12 protein-coding genes and 1 tRNA gene are annotated in these 17,702 nt (G+C 58.8%); 10 read left to right on the top strand and 3 right to left on the bottom strand.

Annotation, left to right across the window (positions count from 1 at the left end; genetic code table 11):
- Positions 1-86 precede the first annotated feature (86 nt).
- From AD666_RS21365 to AD666_RS21350, 4 genes are all read left to right on the top strand, one after another.
- Entirely contained in the window at positions 87-2,009 is a 1,923-nt protein-coding gene (locus AD666_RS21365; protein ID WP_053156351.1) for a PrkA family serine protein kinase, read from the top strand.
- Between the two features lie 117 nt (positions 2,010-2,126).
- Positions 2,127-3,398 (top strand): YeaH/YhbH family protein, encoded by a 1,272-nt coding sequence (locus AD666_RS21360; protein WP_053156348.1) that lies wholly within the window; start codon positions 2,127-2,129, stop codon positions 3,396-3,398.
- On the top strand, positions 3,395-4,960 hold the full coding sequence (locus tag AD666_RS21355) for a SpoVR family protein (RefSeq protein WP_053156345.1): 1,566 nt from the start codon (positions 3,395-3,397) through the stop codon (positions 4,958-4,960). Before AD666_RS21360 ends, AD666_RS21355 begins: the two co-directional genes overlap by 4 nt.
- 63 nt (positions 4,961-5,023) lie before the next feature.
- Positions 5,024-6,250 (top strand): multifunctional CCA addition/repair protein, encoded by a 1,227-nt coding sequence (locus AD666_RS21350; protein ID WP_053156342.1) that lies wholly within the window; start codon positions 5,024-5,026, stop codon positions 6,248-6,250.
- 139 nt (positions 6,251-6,389) lie between these two features.
- Here AD666_RS21350 and folK read toward each other — a convergent pair whose 3' ends face one another.
- Positions 6,390-6,917 (bottom strand): 2-amino-4-hydroxy-6-hydroxymethyldihydropteridine diphosphokinase, encoded by a 528-nt coding sequence (gene folK / locus AD666_RS21345; RefSeq protein WP_053156339.1) that lies wholly within the window; start codon positions 6,915-6,917, stop codon positions 6,390-6,392.
- Positions 6,908-7,261: a dihydroneopterin aldolase gene (gene folB / locus AD666_RS21340; protein WP_053156336.1), complete on the bottom strand. Its 354-nt coding sequence runs from the start codon at positions 7,259-7,261 to the stop codon at positions 6,908-6,910. Before folB ends, folK begins: the two co-directional genes overlap by 10 nt.
- Positions 7,262-7,335: 74 nt before the next feature.
- Here folB and plsY point away from each other — a divergent pair, with 74 nt between their 5' ends.
- A complete protein-coding gene (gene plsY, locus AD666_RS21335) occupies positions 7,336-7,905 on the top strand; it encodes a glycerol-3-phosphate 1-O-acyltransferase PlsY (protein ID WP_053156333.1) in 570 nt (189 codons plus the stop codon).
- Positions 7,906-7,912: 7 nt separating this feature from the next.
- Here the strand turns inward: plsY and tsaD are convergent, their stop codons facing one another.
- Complete coding sequence (tsaD, locus tag AD666_RS21330; protein ID WP_053156482.1) at positions 7,913-8,938, bottom strand: tRNA (adenosine(37)-N6)-threonylcarbamoyltransferase complex transferase subunit TsaD; 1,026 nt, start codon at positions 8,936-8,938, stop codon at positions 7,913-7,915.
- A gap of 198 nt (positions 8,939-9,136) precedes the next feature.
- Here tsaD and rpsU point away from each other — a divergent pair, with 198 nt between their 5' ends.
- The 5 genes from rpsU (at position 9,137) to AD666_RS21305 (ending at position 17,662) form a co-directional block, all read left to right on the top strand.
- Positions 9,137-9,352 carry a 30S ribosomal protein S21 gene (rpsU, locus tag AD666_RS21325; protein WP_002551877.1) on the top strand — a complete coding sequence of 72 codons (216 nt, stop codon included), beginning with the start codon at positions 9,137-9,139 and terminating at the stop codon, positions 9,350-9,352.
- A 480-nt stretch (positions 9,353-9,832) separates the two neighbouring features.
- Complete coding sequence (gene dnaG, locus AD666_RS21320) at positions 9,833-11,788, top strand: DNA primase (RefSeq protein WP_053156330.1); 1,956 nt, start codon at positions 9,833-9,835, stop codon at positions 11,786-11,788.
- 67 nt (positions 11,789-11,855) lie between these two features.
- The gene (gene rpoD / locus AD666_RS21315; protein WP_053156327.1) at positions 11,856-13,703 is read left to right on the top strand and encodes an RNA polymerase sigma factor RpoD; all 1,848 of its coding nucleotides are present in this window, start codon (positions 11,856-11,858) and stop codon (positions 13,701-13,703) included.
- Positions 13,704-13,826: 123 nt separating this feature from the next.
- Complete coding sequence (locus tag AD666_RS21310; protein WP_053156324.1) at positions 13,827-17,570, top strand: bifunctional diguanylate cyclase/phosphodiesterase; 3,744 nt, start codon at positions 13,827-13,829, stop codon at positions 17,568-17,570.
- 15 nt (positions 17,571-17,585) lie between these two features.
- Positions 17,586-17,662: transfer RNA gene (locus AD666_RS21305), tRNA-Ile, on the top strand.
- Positions 17,663-17,702 lie beyond the last annotated feature (40 nt).

The following is a 17,702-nucleotide window of genomic DNA, read 5'->3' as shown; positions in this document are numbered from 1 at the left end:
GGTAAACGGCAGCTGGGTTCCCAGCGGCTGGCCAGCATCGACTGATTGATCCGACACCGGCTCCACGTATCGAGCGAGGTGACGTCATGAGTATTTTTAGCCACTTCCAGCAACGTTTCGAGTCCACGCGGCAGGAGGAGTACTCGCTGCAGGAATACCTCGAACTCTGCAAGCAGGATCGCAGCGCCTACGCATCGGCTGCGGAACGTCTGTTGCTGGCCATCGGAGAACCGGAACTGCTGGACACCTCGACCAATTCGAGGCTCTCGCGGATCTTTTCCAACAAGGTGATCCGCCGCTATCCGGCCTTTGAAGACTTCCACGGGATGGAAGAATGCATCGACCAGATCGTGTCGTATTTCCGCCACGCCGCCCAAGGCCTGGAGGAGAAGAAACAGATTCTCTATCTGCTCGGCCCGGTAGGTGGCGGTAAGTCGTCCCTGGCCGAGAAGCTCAAGCAATTGATCGAGAAGGTGCCCTTCTATGCCATCAAGGGCTCGCCGGTTTTCGAATCACCCCTGGGGCTGTTCAATGCCACCGAGGACGGTGCGATTCTTGAAGAAGACTTTGGCATACCGCGGCGTTACCTCAACACCATCATGTCGCCATGGGCCACCAAGCGCCTGGCCGAGTTCGGCGGCGACATCAGCCAGTTCCGCGTGGTCAAGCTCTATCCGTCGATCCTCAACCAGATCGGGGTAGCCAAGACCGAACCCGGGGACGAAAACAACCAGGATATTTCGGCACTGGTGGGCAAGGTCGATATCCGCAAGCTGGAAGAATTCCCGCAGAACGACGCCGACGCCTACAGCTACTCGGGGGCATTGTGCCGGGCCAACCAGGGCCTGATGGAATTCGTCGAGATGTTCAAGGCACCGATCAAGGTACTGCACCCCTTGTTGACCGCCACTCAGGAAGGCAACTACAACAGCACCGAGGGCCTGGGGGCGATTCCGTTCAGCGGTATCCTGCTGGCCCACTCCAACGAGTCGGAATGGCATACCTTCCGCAACAACAAGAACAACGAAGCGTTCATCGACCGGATCTACATCGTCAAGGTGCCATACTGCCTGCGGGTCACCGACGAGGTGAAGATCTACGACAAACTGCTGTTCAACAGCTCCCTGTCCAAGGCCCACTGCGCTCCGGACACACTGAAAATGCTGGCCCAGTTCACCGTGCTGTCGCGCCTCAAGGAACCGGAGAACTCCAACATCTATTCCAAGATGCGCGTGTACGATGGCGAGAACCTCAAGGACACCGATCCGAAGGCCAAGTCGATCCAGGAATACCGCGACAATGCGGGTGTCGACGAAGGGATGAACGGACTGTCTACACGTTTCGCGTTCAAGATCCTGTCCAAGGTCTTCAACTTCGATCCCCACGAGATAGCGGCCAACCCGGTCCACCTCCTGTACGTACTGGAACAGCAGATCGAGCAGGAACAATTCCAGGCGGAAACCCGCGAACGCTATCTGCGCTTCCTCAAGGAATACCTCGCGCCACGTTATATCGAGTTCATCGGCAAGGAAATCCAGACCGCGTACCTGGAGTCCTACAGCGAATACGGCCAGAACATCTTCGACCGCTACGTGCTGTACGCAGACTTCTGGATTCAGGACCAGGAATATCGCGATCCGGAAACCGGAGAAATTCTCAATCGCGTAGCGCTTAACGAAGAGCTGGAAAAAATCGAAAAACCGGCTGGCATCAGCAATCCGAAGGACTTCCGCAACGAAATCGTCAACTTCGTATTGCGTGCCCGCGCCAACAACAACGGCAAGAACCCGACCTGGCTCAGCTATGAAAAGCTGCGGGTGGTCATCGAGAAGAAAATGTTCTCCAACACTGAGGATCTGCTGCCGGTCATCAGCTTCAACGCCAAGGCCAGCAAGGAGGATCAGCAAAAACACAACGACTTCGTTACACGCATGGTCGAACGTGGCTACACCGACAAACAGGTACGGCTGCTCTCCGAGTGGTACCTGCGGGTCCGGAAATCGCAGTGAGGCAGCTGCAAGCTATAAGCCGCAGGCCGCAAGAGAAAGGCGAATACCCTCAGTAGTCCGGGTAACGGCTTCTACTTGCTGCTTGCAGCTCACAACTTGAAGCTACCCGGAGGGCCTATGAGCTATGTGATCGACCGACGCCTTAATGGCAAGAACAAGAGCACGGTGAACCGCCAGCGGTTTCTGCGGCGTTATCGTGACCATATCAAGAAGGCCGTTGAAGAGGCGGTCAGTCGCCGTTCCATTACCGATATGGAGCATGGCGAACAGATCAGCATCCCTGGCCGCGACATCGATGAGCCAGTGCTTCACCATGGCCGCGGTGGCAAACAGACCGTCGTGCATCCCGGCAACAAGGAATTCACCAGCGGCGAGCACATTCCCCGTCCACCGGGCGGAGGCGGCGGCAGAGGCCCCGGCAAGGCCGGTAATTCCGGCGAAGGCATGGACGAATTCGTGTTCCAGATCACCCAGGAGGAATTCCTGGAATTCATGTTCGAGGATCTGGAGTTGCCGAACCTGGTCAAACGCAACCTGACCGGTACCGATACCTTCAAGACTGTACGCGCCGGTATCAGCAACGAAGGTAATCCGTCACGCATCAACATCATCCGCACCCTCCGCTCGGCCCATGCCCGGCGCATCGCCCTGTCTGGCAGCAGCCGGGCGAAACTGCGGGAAGTCAAAGAGGAACTGGCCCGTCTGAAACAGGAAGAGCCTGACAATTTTGGCGATATTCAGGACCTGGAAGCCGAGATAGAGAAACTCAGCGCCCGGATTCATCGGGTGCCGTTCCTGGACACCTTCGACCTCAAGTACAACCTGCTGGTCAAGCAGCCCAACCCAAGCTCCAAAGCCGTCATGTTCTGCCTGATGGACGTGTCCGGCTCCATGACCCAGGCAACCAAGGACATCGCCAAGCGGTTCTTCATCTTGCTGTACCTGTTTCTCAAGCGGAACTACGACAAGATCGACGTGGTGTTCATTCGCCACCACACCAGTGCCCGTGAAGTGGATGAGGAAGAGTTCTTCTATTCCAGGGAAACCGGCGGCACCATCGTTTCCAGCGCCTTGAAATTGATGCAGGAAATCATGGCCGAACGCTACCCCGCCAATGAATGGAACATCTACGCAGCCCAGGCATCCGATGGTGACAACTGGAACGACGACTCGCCGATCTGTCGCGACATCCTGATCAACCAGATCATGCCGTTCGTCCAGTACTACACCTATGTGGAAATCACACCGCGGGAACATCAGGCCCTGTGGTATGAATACGAACGCATTGCCGAAGCCTTCTCCGATACGTTCGCTCAACAGCAACTGGTCTCGGCCGGGGATATCTATCCGGTCTTCCGTGAACTCTTCCAGCGCAGGTTAGTGACATGACCGCCAAAAAAGAGCAGAAGCGCCAGCCTATTTCCACCGGCTCCGAATGGACGTTCGAGCTGATCCAGGCCTACGACCGTGAAATCAGCCGTATCGCGGACCGTTATGCCCTCGACACCTATCCCAACCAGATCGAGGTAATCACCGCCGAACAGATGATGGACGCCTATGCGTCGGTCGGCATGCCACTGGGTTACCACCACTGGTCCTACGGCAAGCACTTCCTCAGCACCGAAAAATCCTACACACGTGGCCAGATGGGGCTGGCCTATGAAATCGTGATCAACTCCGACCCTTGCATCGCTTACCTGATGGAAGAAAACACTATCTGCATGCAGGCGCTCGTGGTCGCGCATGCCTGCTATGGCCACAACAGCTTCTTCAAGGGCAACTACCTGTTCCGCACCTGGACCGATGCCAGCTCGATCATCGATTATCTGGTGTTCGCCAAGCAGTACATCATGCAATGCGAGGAGCGCCACGGCATCGACGCGGTGGAGGACCTGCTGGACTCCTGCCATGCGCTGATGAACTACGGGGTCGACCGCTACAAAAGGCCCTACCCGATCTCCGCCGAAGAAGAGCGCCGGCGTCAAAAGGATCGTGAAGAGCATCTGCAAAAGCAGATCAACGATCTGTGGCGGACCATTCCCAAGGGCGCCGACAAGTACAGCGAGAAGGACAATGCGCGCTTTCCCGCCGAACCCCAGGAAAACATCCTTTATTTCATCGAAAAACACGCTCCGCTGCTGGAACCGTGGCAGCGGGAAATCGTGCGTATCGTGCGCAAGATCGCCCAATACTTCTATCCACAACGCCAGACCCAGGTGATGAACGAGGGATGGGCCACGTTCTGGCACTACACGCTGATGAACGACCTGTATGACGAAGGCCTGGTCACCGATGGCTTCATGATGGAGTTCCTGACATCCCACACGAGCGTGGTATTCCAGCCCGGCTTCGATAGCCCTTATTACAGTGGCATCAACCCTTACGCGCTGGGCTTTGCCATGTACCGCGACATTCGGCGCATGTGTGAGAACCCCACCGAGGAAGACCGCCGGTGGTTCCCCGAAATCGCTGGCTCGGACTGGTTATCCACGATCAAATTCGCCATGAGCAGCTTCAAGGACGAGAGCTTCATCCTGCAGTATCTCTCGCCCAAGGTGATCCGGGACTTGAAGTTGTTCAGCATTCTCGACGATGACCAAAAAGATGACCTGCTGGTGCCCGCCATTCACGACGAAAGCGGCTACCGCATCATTCGCGAGACCCTCGCTGCGCAATACAACCTGGGCAATCGCGAGCCCAACGTACAGATCTACAGCATCGATCGCCGTGGGGATCGCTCGCTGACCCTGCGACACCAGGCACATAACCGTAAACCACTGGGCGACTCCACCGATGAGGTGCTCAAGCATCTGCACCGTCTGTGGGGCTTCGACATCCATCTGGAAACCCTACAAGGCGACCAGGTGATGAAAACCCACCATGTGCCCCCCAGAGCCGAGCAAGCAGAAGGAGACTATGGCCGGCTGGACCTGGCTGTCATTCATCTTTGATTTCGCTTTCGCCTCCGAAGGTCCGGTGCAAAGGTTATCCTGTCGGATCAACGGAGGTTTTTTATGCAGATTTACAAAGTCGGCGGTGCCGTTCGTGATCGCCTGCTGGGCATTCCTGTCACCGATATCGACCGGGTTGTGGTGGGCGCTACCGCCGAGGAAATGCTTGCCAAGGGGTTTCGTCCCGTAGGCGCAGACTTTCCTGTGTTTCTTTCCCCGGACACAGGGGAGGAATACGCCCTCGCCCGCACCGAACGCAAAAGCGGTCGGGGTTATGGTGGTTTCGTGTTTCATGCCAGCCCTGAAGTAACGCTTGAAGAAGATCTGGTTCGCAGGGACTTGACCATCAACGCGATGGCCGAGGATGACGAAGGCAATCTCACTGATCCATACCATGGCCAGCGCGATCTCGAAGCACGACTTTTGCGCCACGTTTCCCCGGCATTCGCCGAAGATCCTCTCCGAGTCCTGCGGGTTGCACGCTTTGCCGCTCGCTATGCGCCGCTGGGCTTCAAGGTAGCCGATGAAACCCTTGAACTGATGCGTCAACTAAGTCATTCCGGCGAGCTGGAAGCCTTGACGGCCGAGCGCAGTTGGAAGGAAATCTCCCGCGCCCTGATGGAAAATCAACCACAGGTCTTCATCCAGGTCTTGCGCGACTGTTCGGCCCTCGAGGTCCTGATGCCTGAGGTCGACGCACTGTTCGGTGTCCCCCAACCGGAAGCCCATCATCCGGAAATCGACACCGGAGTGCACACACTGAGCGTATTGGAACAAGCCGCCCTGTACCAGCAACCGCTGACCGTCCGCTGGGCTTGCCTGCTCCATGACTTGGGAAAAGGCCTCACGCCCGAGCATGAGTGGCCGCGACATATCGCTCATGAACACAAGGGATTGAAACCTATCAAAGCGGTGAGCGAGCGCTTCAAGGTGCCTCGCGACTGCCAGGAACTGGCATTACTGGTCGGCCAATACCATACCCATTGTCATCGCGCACTTGAGCTGAAGGCCTCCACGCTGCTCGAACTGTTACAGAGTTTCGACGTGTACCGTCGTCCTCAGCGCTTCGAGGAATTCATTGCGGCATGCGAGATGGATGCGCGCGGACGCAAGGGGCTTGAACAACGAAGTTACCCACAGGCTGACTACTTGCGCGGCGCGGCAGCAGCGGCTCGCGCAGTGGCGGTGCAGCCTTTGCTGGAGAAGGGTTTCAAGGGGCCGGAGCTGGGTGAGGCGATCAAACGCGAGCGGCTGAAGGCATTGAAAGCTTACAAGGGAGCCGCAAACTGACGGAACGTTGTGTCAGTTGGCAGTTGTGGGTTGATGCACCACCGCCATCGCGAGCAGGCTCGCTCCCACAGGGTTTGCGGTGAATGAAGTCCTGAGATCTACCGCAGTCAAGGTGGGAGCGAGCCTGCTCGCGATGGCGTCAGCTGCTTCGCAGAAGATCCAGCGGGGTGAGCTGCTCACCGCGCCACTCAAAAGCTACCGGCGCCAGCACCTGATCGATTTGCGATTCATCCCACAAAGCGGCGAAGCTCTTACCGACGCCCGGGTGCACCCGATCCGGTGCAATCAACGATAAAGGCCACAAGACAAAGGCATTCTTGAGGATTTCTGCGCGAGGCAGGACCAGTCCGTCGAAATTGCCTACTTGCTCGCCATACAGCAGAACGTCGATGTCCAGCGGCAGACCCTTGCGGTCCGGTGCATAGCGACCATTGTCCGCCTCGATGAACTTCAGACGACGATCCAGCTCCATCAATGGCAAGTCCGTGTAGGCCGACACGACGAAGTTGAAGAACGGTCCGCTCTTGATGCCCACCGGTTGGCTTTCGAACACGGCCGAACAGCGGATGTCCACCAGGAAGCCGGCGAGAGCTTCAAGCCCGGCACGCAAATGAGTTTCGCGCTCGATATTACTACCGAGCCCGAGAAAGACCTGTATCAGCGACATCCGCGCTCGATCTCCACGCCAACACCGCGGGCCGCCGGGACGGCGCCAGGCTTGGTCACCTTCAGCCGCAGCCAGGTAATCTTGAACTCGTCCATCAATTCCTGGGCCAGTCGTTCGGCAAATGTCTCGACCAATTGAAACCGGGCCTGCCCGGCAAATGCCTGGATACGCGACGATACGCTGGCATAATCGAGCGCAAGGTTGAGGTCGTCACCGGCGGCGGCCGGGCGGTTATCCCAGGCGAAACTCAGATCAAGCCGCAGGCATTGTCGGATGTCTCGTTCCCAGTCGTAGGCACCGATTACCGTGTCGACTTCCAGGCCTTCGATAAACACTCTGTCCAAGCACTCTTCTCCGCAGCACGACAAGGGCGCAATGCGCCGTTAGAATCAGGGCGTCCTCGCCCGGAATAGTTAGCATGTTTTGGTTACTGGCGGTCCTCGCCTACCTGCTCGGCTCGCTGTCCTTCGCCATTTTGCTCAGCCGCCTGACGGGTCGTCCCGATCCGCGAACGAGTGGCTCAGGCAATGCCGGCGCCACCAACATGCTGCGCCTGGCCGGACGCAAGCTTGCCGTCCTGACCCTGCTCGGTGACCTCTGCAAAGGCCTTGTACCGGTACTGATCGCCAACCTTGCAGGGCTTTCATTGCAGCAACAGGCCTGGATCGGCGTCTGCGCTGTCATCGGTCATCTGTTTCCACTGTACTTTCGCTTTCGGGGCGGCAAAGGGGTCGCTACCGCCGCCGGGATGCTGCTGGGACTCTATCCACCCGCCGCACTGCTGGCCGTCTCGGCCTGGCTACTGATGTTCTATCTGACCCGCACCAGCTCACTGGCCGCACTGATCGCCACGCCGCTGACCTTGCCCTTGCTGGCATGGCAGGAACCGCAGGCTCTGCTGCCGATGACCGCGCTTGTCGCGCTGATCGTCTGGCGTCACCGGGGCAATCTACGCGACCTGTTCGCCGGACGCGAACGGCATTTCTAGATACGTGTCACAGCGGCGATAGCTGCTCCATGGGCCAACGTGCCTGCACACTGATCGCCAGGCTCTCTTGCTGGCCGGCCATGAGCCGCTGACAGCCGGCATAGGCAATCATCGCGCCGTTGTCGGTGCAAAATTGTGGTCGGGCGTAATAAACGCCGCCCTTCATGTCACCGAGCATTTTCTCCAGGGACATTCGCAAAGCCTTGTTCGCACTCACCCCGCCAGCGATCACCAGGCGCTTGAGCCCGGCCTGCTTCAGGGCGCGCTTGCACTTGATGGTCAAAGTCTCCACCACGGCTTGCTGGAACGCCAGAGAGATGTCGCAACGGGCTTGCTCACTGTCGTCCCCGGCGACGATGCATTGCTGCCAGGTATTCAGGGCGAAGGTTTTCAAGCCGCTGAAACTGAAGTCCAGGCCAGGCCGGTCGCACATTGGGCGCGGGAACACGAAGCGCCCCTCAACCCCTTGGGCCGCCAGCCGCGCAATTTCCGGTCCGCCCGGATAGTTGAGCCCCATCATTTTTGCGGTTTTGTCGAATGCTTCCCCGGCGGCGTCATCAAGAGACTCCCCCAACAGCTCGTATCGGCCAATGCCATCGACCCGGACCAATTGCGTGTGCCCGCCGGAAACCAACAAAGCGACGAACGGAAATTCCGGCGGCTGCGACTCCAGCATAGGAGCAAGCAAATGGCCTTCCATGTGGTGCACACCCAACGCCGGAATACCCCAGGCAAAGGCCAGTGCCTGGGCACAGGAAGCCCCGACCAGCAAGGCGCCCACCAGGCCGGGGCCTGCGGTGTAGGCGATGGCATCGATCTCGGTCGGCACACAGCCGGCATCGGCCAGGACCTGGCGGATCAAGGGCAGCATGCGCTTGACGTGATCGCGGGACGCCAACTCCGGCACCACACCGCCATAGGCGCGGTGCAGGTCGATCTGGCTGAACAACGCATCGGCCAACAGGCCGCGTTCGCTGTCGTAAAGCGCGACGCCGGTTTCGTCGCAGGACGTTTCTAATCCCAGTACTAGCATGGCTTGCGCCTTGTGGAGGCTGAATTCGAAGGCGCGCATAATAGTCGCCGCGTTGTGCCCCGACCAGCGGTTTTCGATCAGAGGCTTTGCATTCCGAGCGTTGAGGGGTTAACATCCGCAACCCTTAAAAACCGACGTCTTCAAGCGCTCTTTTGCCGCGAGGATGTTGACCCCGGTAATGAATGAAGGTAGCTCTGGATGCCAGCCGTCAAAGTAAAAGAGAACGAACCCTTCGACGTAGCTCTGCGTCGTTTCAAGCGCTCCTGCGAAAAAGCCGGTGTTCTGGCTGAAGTTCGTAGCCGCGAATTCTACGAGAAGCCGACTTCCGAGCGTAAGCGCAAGGCAGCAGCCGCTGTTAAGCGTCACGCCAAGAAAGTCCAGCGCGAACAGCGCCGCGCCGTACGTCTGTACTGATACACAGACGTTCGTAGCAAGCTTCTGCCAAGCCCGGCCCTCAAGCCGGGCTTATGGCATTTGCGGAATAACGCTTGATGCTTCATCGTCGAAGCCGCAGACGCGACCGAGACAACTGCTTTACCGCGTCAGACCTGGCTCTTCTGCCAGCGGTGCACGTCTCTTCTGACGAGCCTTCCAAGGCTACTGACGAGCACACCCTGATTCCTCTAACGACGATCAGCCCAAGGCACCTGCATGCGTGCCCGCTCCACGAGCTATCCGAGGCCTGACCGGCCGTTACCGGACTCAGCGCAACATTTTCAGACCGTCGAATACTGACAGTAATTAACGTCAGTGGATTATCGGCAGATACACTTCCCGACAGCAATGACGCAGATGACCCGGTCGAGCCACCGCTTCAACAGTGCCTCAAGATCAGGAACCGGTTACGCCTGCTGATTTCGGGGCCCTATTTCACGCAGTGATGACGAGAACGCCATGGCCGGGTTGATTCCCCAGAGCTTTATTGACGACCTCCTGAACCGCACCGACATCGTCGACGTGGTCAGTTCTCGCCTGCAACTGAAGAAAGCCGGCAAGAACTACACGGCCTGCTGCCCGTTCCACAAGGAAAAGACTCCATCTTTCAGCGTCAGCCCCGACAAGCAGTTTTACTATTGCTTCGGCTGTGGCGCTGGCGGCAACGCCCTCGGCTTTATCATGGACCACGACAACCTGGAGTTCCCTCAGGCTGTTGAAGAGCTGGCGAAAGCCGCCGGCATGGAAATCCCCAGAGAGGAAAGCGGGCGGGCACGCAAGCCGCGCCAACCGACCGACTCCCCGCTCTACCCCTTGCTGGCCGCGGCGGCCGACTTTTATCGCCAAGCCCTCAAAAGCCACCCAGCCCGCAAGGCAGCCGTTGACTACCTCAAGGGCCGCGGCCTGACTGGCGAAATAGCCCGAGACTTCGGCCTCGGCTTCGCCCCGCCCGGCTGGGACAACCTTTACAAGCACTTGAGCAGCGATACGCTTCAGCAGCGCGCCATGATCGACGCTGGTCTGCTGATTGAGAATGCCGAGACCGGCAAGCGCTACGACCGCTTCCGCGACCGGGTAATGTTCCCGATCCGTGACACCCGCGGGCGAATCATTGCCTTCGGCGGTCGAGTCCTGGGGGACGACAAACCCAAGTACCTGAACTCACCGGAAACTCCCGTATTCCATAAAGGCCAGGAGCTCTACGGCCTGTACGAGGCGCGCAAGAACAACCGCAACCTTGACGAGATCATCGTCGTCGAAGGCTACATGGACGTTATCGCCCTGGCCCAGCAAGGTCTGCGCAATGCCGTGGCGACCCTGGGCACGGCCACCAGCGAAGAACACATGAAGCGCCTCTTTCGCGTGGTGCCCAGCGTGCTGTTTTGCTTCGACGGCGACCAGGCCGGGCGCAATGCAGCCTGGCGCGCACTGGAGGCGACGTTATCGAGTCTGCAGGATGGCCGCCGGGCGCGCTTTCTATTCCTGCCCGAGGGCGAGGATCCGGACACCTTGGTACGCTCCGAAGGTACCGATGCGTTCCGTGCGCGGATCAACCAGCACGCGCAACCTCTGGCCGATTATTTTTTCCAGCAGTTGACCGAAGAAGCCGACCCACGCTCCCTCGAAGGCAAGGCCCACATGGTCACGCTCGCGGCACCACTGATCGACAAGGTGCCCGGCGCCAACCTGCGCACACTGATGCGCCAGCGCCTGACCGAAATCACCGGGCTCAGCAGCGAGGCCGTCAGTCAGATGGCTCACAGCGCCCCGCAGGAAGCCCCACCGGCTTACGACCCAGGTATCGATTACGACGCGATGCCGGATTTCGCCGACTATCATCAACCTCAACAGGACTACGCGCCGCAGCAGGAATGGACGCCGAAAAAAAACGGCGGCGGCAAGAAATGGGACAAGAAACCCTGGGACAAAAACGGCAAGCGCGGCGATCGCGACCAGCCACGTGCCCCACGCGTGCCGGCCGCCGTCGAACCTCCAACACTGGCCGCCCTGCGGACCTTGCTGCATCACCCGCAACTGGCCGAAAAGGTCGAGGACGCGGGGCACTTCGCCGCCGAGGACCATAGCAATACGCAGTTACTGGTCGCGCTCCTCGAAGCCGTGCAGAAGAACCCCCGGCTAAACTCCTTCCAGCTGATCGCACGGTGGCACGGCACCGAGCAGGGACGCCTGTTGAAGGCCCTGGCCGAAAAGGAGTGGCTGATTGATGGAGACAACCTTGAACAACAGTTTTTCGACACCATTACTAGCTTGTCCGCCCGCCAACGCGAGCGAAACCTTGAACAACTTCTGCGAAAAGCTCGCCAGAGTGAGCTGACCAGCGAAGAGAAAAACCAATTGCGCGACTTACTTAGCCGCAATGTTTGCGCATCAAACCCGACCTCAACTGGCGCGTGAGGTCACAGCTCAGGTATAATCCTCGGCTTGTTTTTTGCCCGCCAAGACCTTCAGTGGATAGGGTGTTATGTCCGGAAAAGCGCAACAGCAGTCTCGTATCAAAGAGTTGATCCTATTGGGTCGTGAGCAGGGCTACCTGACTTACGCGGAGGTCAACGACCACCTGCCGGAGGATATTTCAGATCCGGAACAGGTGGAAGACATCATCCGCATGATCAACGACATGGGGATCAACGTATTCGAGGTTGCGCCAGATAAGGATGCCCTTATGCTGGCCGACGCCGATACCGACGAGGCGGCCGCGGAAGAAGCGGCAGCAGCGTTGGCGGCGGTCGAGACCGACATTGGTCGCACCACCGACCCCGTGCGCATGTACATGCGGGAAATGGGGACGGTAGAACTCCTCACGCGTGAAGGCGAAATCGAAATCGCCAAGCGTATTGAAGAAGGCATCCGTGAAGTGATGAGCGCAATCGCGCACTTCCCTGGCACGGTTGACCATATTCTCTCCGAATACACTCGCGTCACCACCGAAGGTGGTCGCCTGTCCGACGTCCTGAGCGGTTATATCGACCCGGATGACGGCACCACGCCGCCTGCTGCCGAAGTACCGCCGCCTCTGGACACGAAAGCCGACAAGGCTGACGACGACAGCGACGACGAAGACGCAGAAGCCAGCGAAGACGAGGAAGAGGCCGAAAGCGGTCCGGACCCGATCATCGCCGCACAGCGTTTCGGCGCCGTGGCCGAGCAGATGGAAATCACCCGCAAGGCCCTGAAAAAGCACGGACGTGACAACAAGCAGGCGATTGCCGAACTGTTGGCGCTGGCCGAGCTGTTCATGCCGATCAAGCTGGTGCCCAAGCAGTTCGAAGGCTTGGTCGAGCGTGTTCGCAGCGCCCTGGATCGCCTGCGTCAGCAAGAGCGCGCAATCATGCAACTGTGTGTTCGCGACGCCCGTATGCCGCGCGCTGACTTCCTGCGTCAGTTCCCTGGCCACGAAGTCGACGAAAGCTGGAGCGATGCACTGGCCAAGGGCAAGACCAAATACGCTGAAGCCATTGCTCGCCTGCAGCCGGACATCATTCGTTGCCAGCAGAAACTCAGCGCGCTGGAAACCGAGACCGGCCTGAGCATTGCCGAGATCAAGGACATCAACCGTCGCATGTCGATCGGTGAGGCCAAGGCCCGCCGCGCGAAGAAAGAGATGGTCGAAGCGAACCTGCGCCTGGTGATCTCCATCGCCAAGAAATACACCAACCGTGGTCTGCAATTCCTCGACCTGATCCAGGAAGGCAACATCGGCTTGATGAAAGCGGTGGACAAGTTCGAATACCGTCGTGGCTACAAGTTCTCGACCTACGCCACCTGGTGGATCCGTCAGGCAATCACCCGCTCGATCGCCGACCAGGCACGCACCATCCGTATTCCGGTGCACATGATCGAGACGATCAACAAGCTCAACCGCATTTCCCGGCAGATGTTGCAGGAAATGGGTCGCGAACCGACTCCGGAAGAGCTGGGCGAACGCATGGAAATGCCTGAGGACAAGATCCGCAAGGTGTTGAAGATCGCCAAAGAACCGATCTCCATGGAAACGCCAATCGGTGACGACGAAGATTCCCATCTGGGTGACTTCATCGAAGACTCCACCATGCAGTCGCCGATCGATGTCGCCACTGTCGAGAGCCTCAAGGAAGCGACTCGCGAGGTACTTTCCGGCCTCACTGCCCGTGAAGCCAAGGTCTTGCGCATGCGCTTCGGGATCGACATGAACACCGACCACACGCTCGAAGAAGTCGGTAAGCAGTTCGACGTGACCCGTGAACGGATTCGTCAGATCGAAGCAAAGGCGTTACGCAAATTGCGCCACCCGACGCGAAGCGAGCACCTGCGCTCCTTCCTCGACGAGTGACCCTTAAAACCCCCGGCCTGGCCGGGGGTTTCTTTATGTGCAGATAAAATCCCCTTCGCGACGCTCCCGCCCCGTTGCCCGTCTACACTCGAAACATCCTCCCAGATTCATGACGAGACCGTGATGCCCAGACTGACGGCCATGCTCTTGCTGTCATTATTGACCTGGACCGCAACGGCTGGCGCGTTGACGCTCACCGACGAAGAGTTGGGCTGGCTCAAGGCCCATCCCAACCTGCGTCTGGGCGTCGATGCCTCATGGCCGCCATTCGAATTTCGCGACGATCAGGGCCGCTATCAAGGGCTGGCTGCTGATTACGTCGATGTCATTCGCGAACGGCTGGCTATCACGCTGACCCCTATTGAGCCAGTCAGCTGGACCGCGGTGTTGGAACAGGTGGCCCAGGGCAAGATCGATTTGCTGCCGGGTATCATGTCCACCCCCGAACGCCAAAATTACCTGGCGTTCACGCGCCCCTATCTCGACTTCCCGATTGTCATTCTGGCCCACCAAGGCAGAGCCCAACCTCATAATCTTCAAGACCTGTATGGGCTGAAAATCGCTGTCGTGGAGAACTATGCCCCCCATGAGTTGCTACGCAATCATCATCCTGACCTGAACCTGGTGGCACTGCCCAACGTCAGCTCAGCCCTGCAAGCCTTGGCGACTGACCAAGTGGATGCCGTGGTGGGCGACCTGGCATCCAGTGTCTGGAGCCTGCGCCAGCTCAAATTGGAAGGACTCTACGTCAGTGGCGAAACGCCTTATCGCTATCAGCTGGCAATGGCCGTACCTCGCGACGAAAAGATACTCGTCACTATCCTGGATAAAGTCATCGCGGACATGAGCCTGGCCGAGATCAGTGAAATCCAGGAAAAGTGGATCGGCAACGTACGGGATTATCGGCAACTCTGGTCGGATCTTCTGTTCTATGGTCTGCCCGGTTTATTTATCCTGATTGGCATCCTGGCGGTGGTGATTCGCATCAACCGTCGCCTTAGCTCGGAGATTGCCCGCCGGGTCGATTTGGAACAGGAGCTGCGCAGCAGCGAATACCACTACCGCGGACTGGTGGAAAGCCTTTCGGCGATTGCCTGGGAAGCCAGGGTCAGTGATTACACTTACAGCTACGTGTCGCCCCATGCCGAAGACTTGCTCGGCTATCCCTTGGCCCATTGGCTGATTCCGGGCTTCTGGCGCAACATCATTCATCCGGCCGACCTGATCCGCGCCCAGACTTATTGCGATCAGGAAATACACGCCGGCCGTGACCATTGCATTGATTACCGGGTGATTACCGCCGATGGCCGTTGCCTGTGGGTACGTGACATTGTCAGCCTGATCCAGCACGGTCATGAGCCCGTGATGCGCGGGCTGATGATTGACATCAGTGAAGCCAAACGCACCGAGGAAGCGCTGCGTTTCTCGGAGCAGAAATTCGCATCGGTGTTCCGGCAGTGCCCGGACATCCTGGTCATTGCGCGCTTAATGGACGGATGCCTGCTGGAGGTCAACAAAGCCTTTGAGGAACAGATCGGCCTGAGCGCCGAAGACGTCGTGGGCCAGACCGCGACCGAACTGAACATCTGGGGCATCCAGGGCGTCGGGCCGAGCCTGCTGCAGCGCTTGCAAGCCGGTAGTATCCGCAACCTGGAAATGCCCTTTCGCCGCAGCAACGGTCAGGTGTTCACCGGCCTGATCTCTGCCGAACCCTTCGATCTCGACACGACGCCGGCCCTGGTCGTGGTGGTGCGTGACATCAGCCAGCTCAAGCAAACCCAGCAACAACTGCAGATTTCCGAGGAGAAATTCGCCAAGGCCTTCCATGCCTCACCCGACGGCCTGTTGCTGTCCCGCCAGAGCGACGGCCTGCTGATTGAGGTCAATGAAGGTTTCAGTCGTATCACTGGCTTCAACAGCGCGCTATCGGTGGACCGCTCGACTCTGGACCTGGGTATCTGGGTCAACCTCAACGAACGCAAGCAGATGCTCGACCTGCTGCAGCGGGATGGTTTCGTGAGGGATTTCAGTTGCCATATTCGTCGCAACGACGGGCAGATAAGACTGTGTGAGGTGTCCAGCCGTCCACTGCCGATCGGCAATGAGAACTGCATGCTGACCATCGCCCGGGACATCACCGAACGCCACCTGATGCAGGAAAAACTGCAGCAGGCCGCCACGGTGTTCGAAAGCACGGCAGAAGGCGTGTTGATCACCGATACACAGCAACACATCAGCGCCGTGAACCGCGCCTTCACCGAGATCACGGGCTATAGCGAAACCGAGGCCTTGGGCCATACGCCGCGCTTATTGGCTTCTGGCCTGCACGACAGCGCGTTCTATGCCGCGATGTGGCACCAACTGACGGCGGAAGGACACTGGCAGGGGGAGATTTCCAACCGGCGCAAAAACGGCGAACTGTACCCCAGCTGGCTCACCATCAGCGCCGTGCGCAATCGGGAGCAGCAGATCACCCATTTCGTAGCCGTCTTCGCTGATATCTCCAGCCTCAAGCATGCCCAGGCCAAACTCGACTACCAGGCCCACCACGACCCTCTCACCGGCCTGCCAAATCGCACGCTGTTCGAAAGCCGTTTGCTCAGCGCGCTGAACAGCCAGCAGGAAAACGGTGGCCAGGGCGCGGTGCTGTTCCTCGACCTGGACCGCTTCAAGCACATCAATGACAGCCTCGGGCATCCGGTCGGTGATCTACTGCTCAAAGGCATTGCCGTGCGCCTGCGCGAACAGTTGCGCGACATCGACACCGTGGCGCGCCTGGGCGGCGATGAGTTCATCATCCTGCTCCCTGGGCTGCAGCAGCCCAGCGACGCCGAACACATTGCCCAGAAGCTGTTGAACTGCTTCGCCGCCCCCTTCCAGGCCGGCGAGCACGAGTTCTTCATCAGTGCCAGCATCGGCACCAGCCTCTATCCCCAGGACGGCTGCGACGTCGCCACGCTGGTCAAGAACGCCGATGCGGCCATGTACCGCTCCAAGGCCAAGGGTCGCAACCGGGTGGAGAGCTACACCCGCGACCTCACCGCCCAGGCCAGCGAGCGCGTGGCCATGGAGTACGAGCTGCGACGGGCGATCGAGCGTAACGAGCTGTCGCTGTCCTTCCAACCGAAAATCAGCCTCATCGACAACCAACTGGTAGGCGCCGAGGCATTGATTCGCTGGTACCACCCGACCTTTGGCGACGTGCCGCCAGAACACTTCATTCCCCTGGCGGAAGAAAACGGCATGATCCTTCAAATTGGCGATTGGGTCCTCGAACACGCCTGCCGGCAGTTGTGCGAATGGAACAGCACCTACGAAAGCCTCGGCCCGCTCTCCGTCAACCTCGCCGGCGCCCAGCTGCGCCAACCCAACCTGCTGGGGCGTATCGAACAGCTGCTGCGGGAAAACCGTCTCAAGCCCGGCTTGTTGCAACTGGAAATTACCGAAAACTTCATCATGAGCCAGGCCGAAGAAGCCCTGACGGTCTTGCACCAACTGAAAAAACTGGGCGTGCAATTGGCCATCGACGACTTCGGCACGGGCTATTCCTCTCTGAGCTACCTCAAGCGCCTGCCACTGGACATTCTCAAGATCGACCAGTCCTTCGTCCGCGGCCTGCCCGACGACCCCCACGATGTGGCCATCGTACGAGCAATCATTGCCCTGGGCCGCAGCATGCAGTTCTCCATCATCGCTGAAGGCGTCGAAACCCTGGCCCAGCAGCAATTCCTGACCGAGGAAGGCTGCGAACAGATCCAGGGCTACATCGTCAGCCTTCCTCTGTGCGCCGAAGAGTTCGCCGCGACGTTTCTGCGTATGACCGTATCGGATTTTTCGGATAGCACAGCCGAGAAACCGTCGCTATAATCCGCGGCCTACTGAGGGCCTATAGCTCAGTCGGTTAGAGCAGAGGACTCATAATCCTTTGGTCCACGGTTCGAGTCCGTGTGGGCCCACCAACTTGAAAGCCGCGCATTGCGCGGCTTTCGCGTTTCTGAG

This window comes from Pseudomonas sp. Pf153, from assembly GCF_001269775.1.
Classification (GTDB): Bacteria; Pseudomonadota; Gammaproteobacteria; order Pseudomonadales; family Pseudomonadaceae; genus Aquipseudomonas; species Aquipseudomonas uvaldensis.
Note: the sequence above shows the minus strand (reverse complement) of the source record. Positions and strands in the feature narration are given on the sequence as shown.

Excerpts from the sequence above, each read along its gene's own strand:
- AD666_RS21365 (WP_053156351.1), top strand. The coding sequence starts at position 87 with ATGAGTATTTTTAGCCACTTCCAGCAACGTTTCGAGTCCACGCGGCAG.
- AD666_RS21360 (WP_053156348.1), top strand. The coding sequence starts at position 2,127 with ATGAGCTATGTGATCGACCGACGCCTTAATGGCAAGAACAAGAGCACG.
- AD666_RS21355 (WP_053156345.1), top strand. The coding sequence starts at position 3,395 with ATGACCGCCAAAAAAGAGCAGAAGCGCCAGCCTATTTCCACCGGCTCC.
- AD666_RS21350 (WP_053156342.1), top strand. The coding sequence starts at position 5,024 with ATGCAGATTTACAAAGTCGGCGGTGCCGTTCGTGATCGCCTGCTGGGC.
- folK (WP_053156339.1), bottom strand. The coding sequence starts at position 6,917 with ATGTCGCTGATACAGGTCTTTCTCGGGCTCGGTAGTAATATCGAGCGC.
- plsY (WP_053156333.1), top strand. The coding sequence starts at position 7,336 with ATGTTTTGGTTACTGGCGGTCCTCGCCTACCTGCTCGGCTCGCTGTCC.
- tsaD (WP_053156482.1), bottom strand. The coding sequence starts at position 8,938 with ATGCTAGTACTGGGATTAGAAACGTCCTGCGACGAAACCGGCGTCGCG.
- rpsU (WP_002551877.1), top strand. The coding sequence starts at position 9,137 with ATGCCAGCCGTCAAAGTAAAAGAGAACGAACCCTTCGACGTAGCTCTG.
- dnaG (WP_053156330.1), top strand. The coding sequence starts at position 9,833 with ATGGCCGGGTTGATTCCCCAGAGCTTTATTGACGACCTCCTGAACCGC.
- rpoD (WP_053156327.1), top strand. The coding sequence starts at position 11,856 with ATGTCCGGAAAAGCGCAACAGCAGTCTCGTATCAAAGAGTTGATCCTA.
- AD666_RS21310 (WP_053156324.1), top strand. The coding sequence starts at position 13,827 with ATGCCCAGACTGACGGCCATGCTCTTGCTGTCATTATTGACCTGGACC.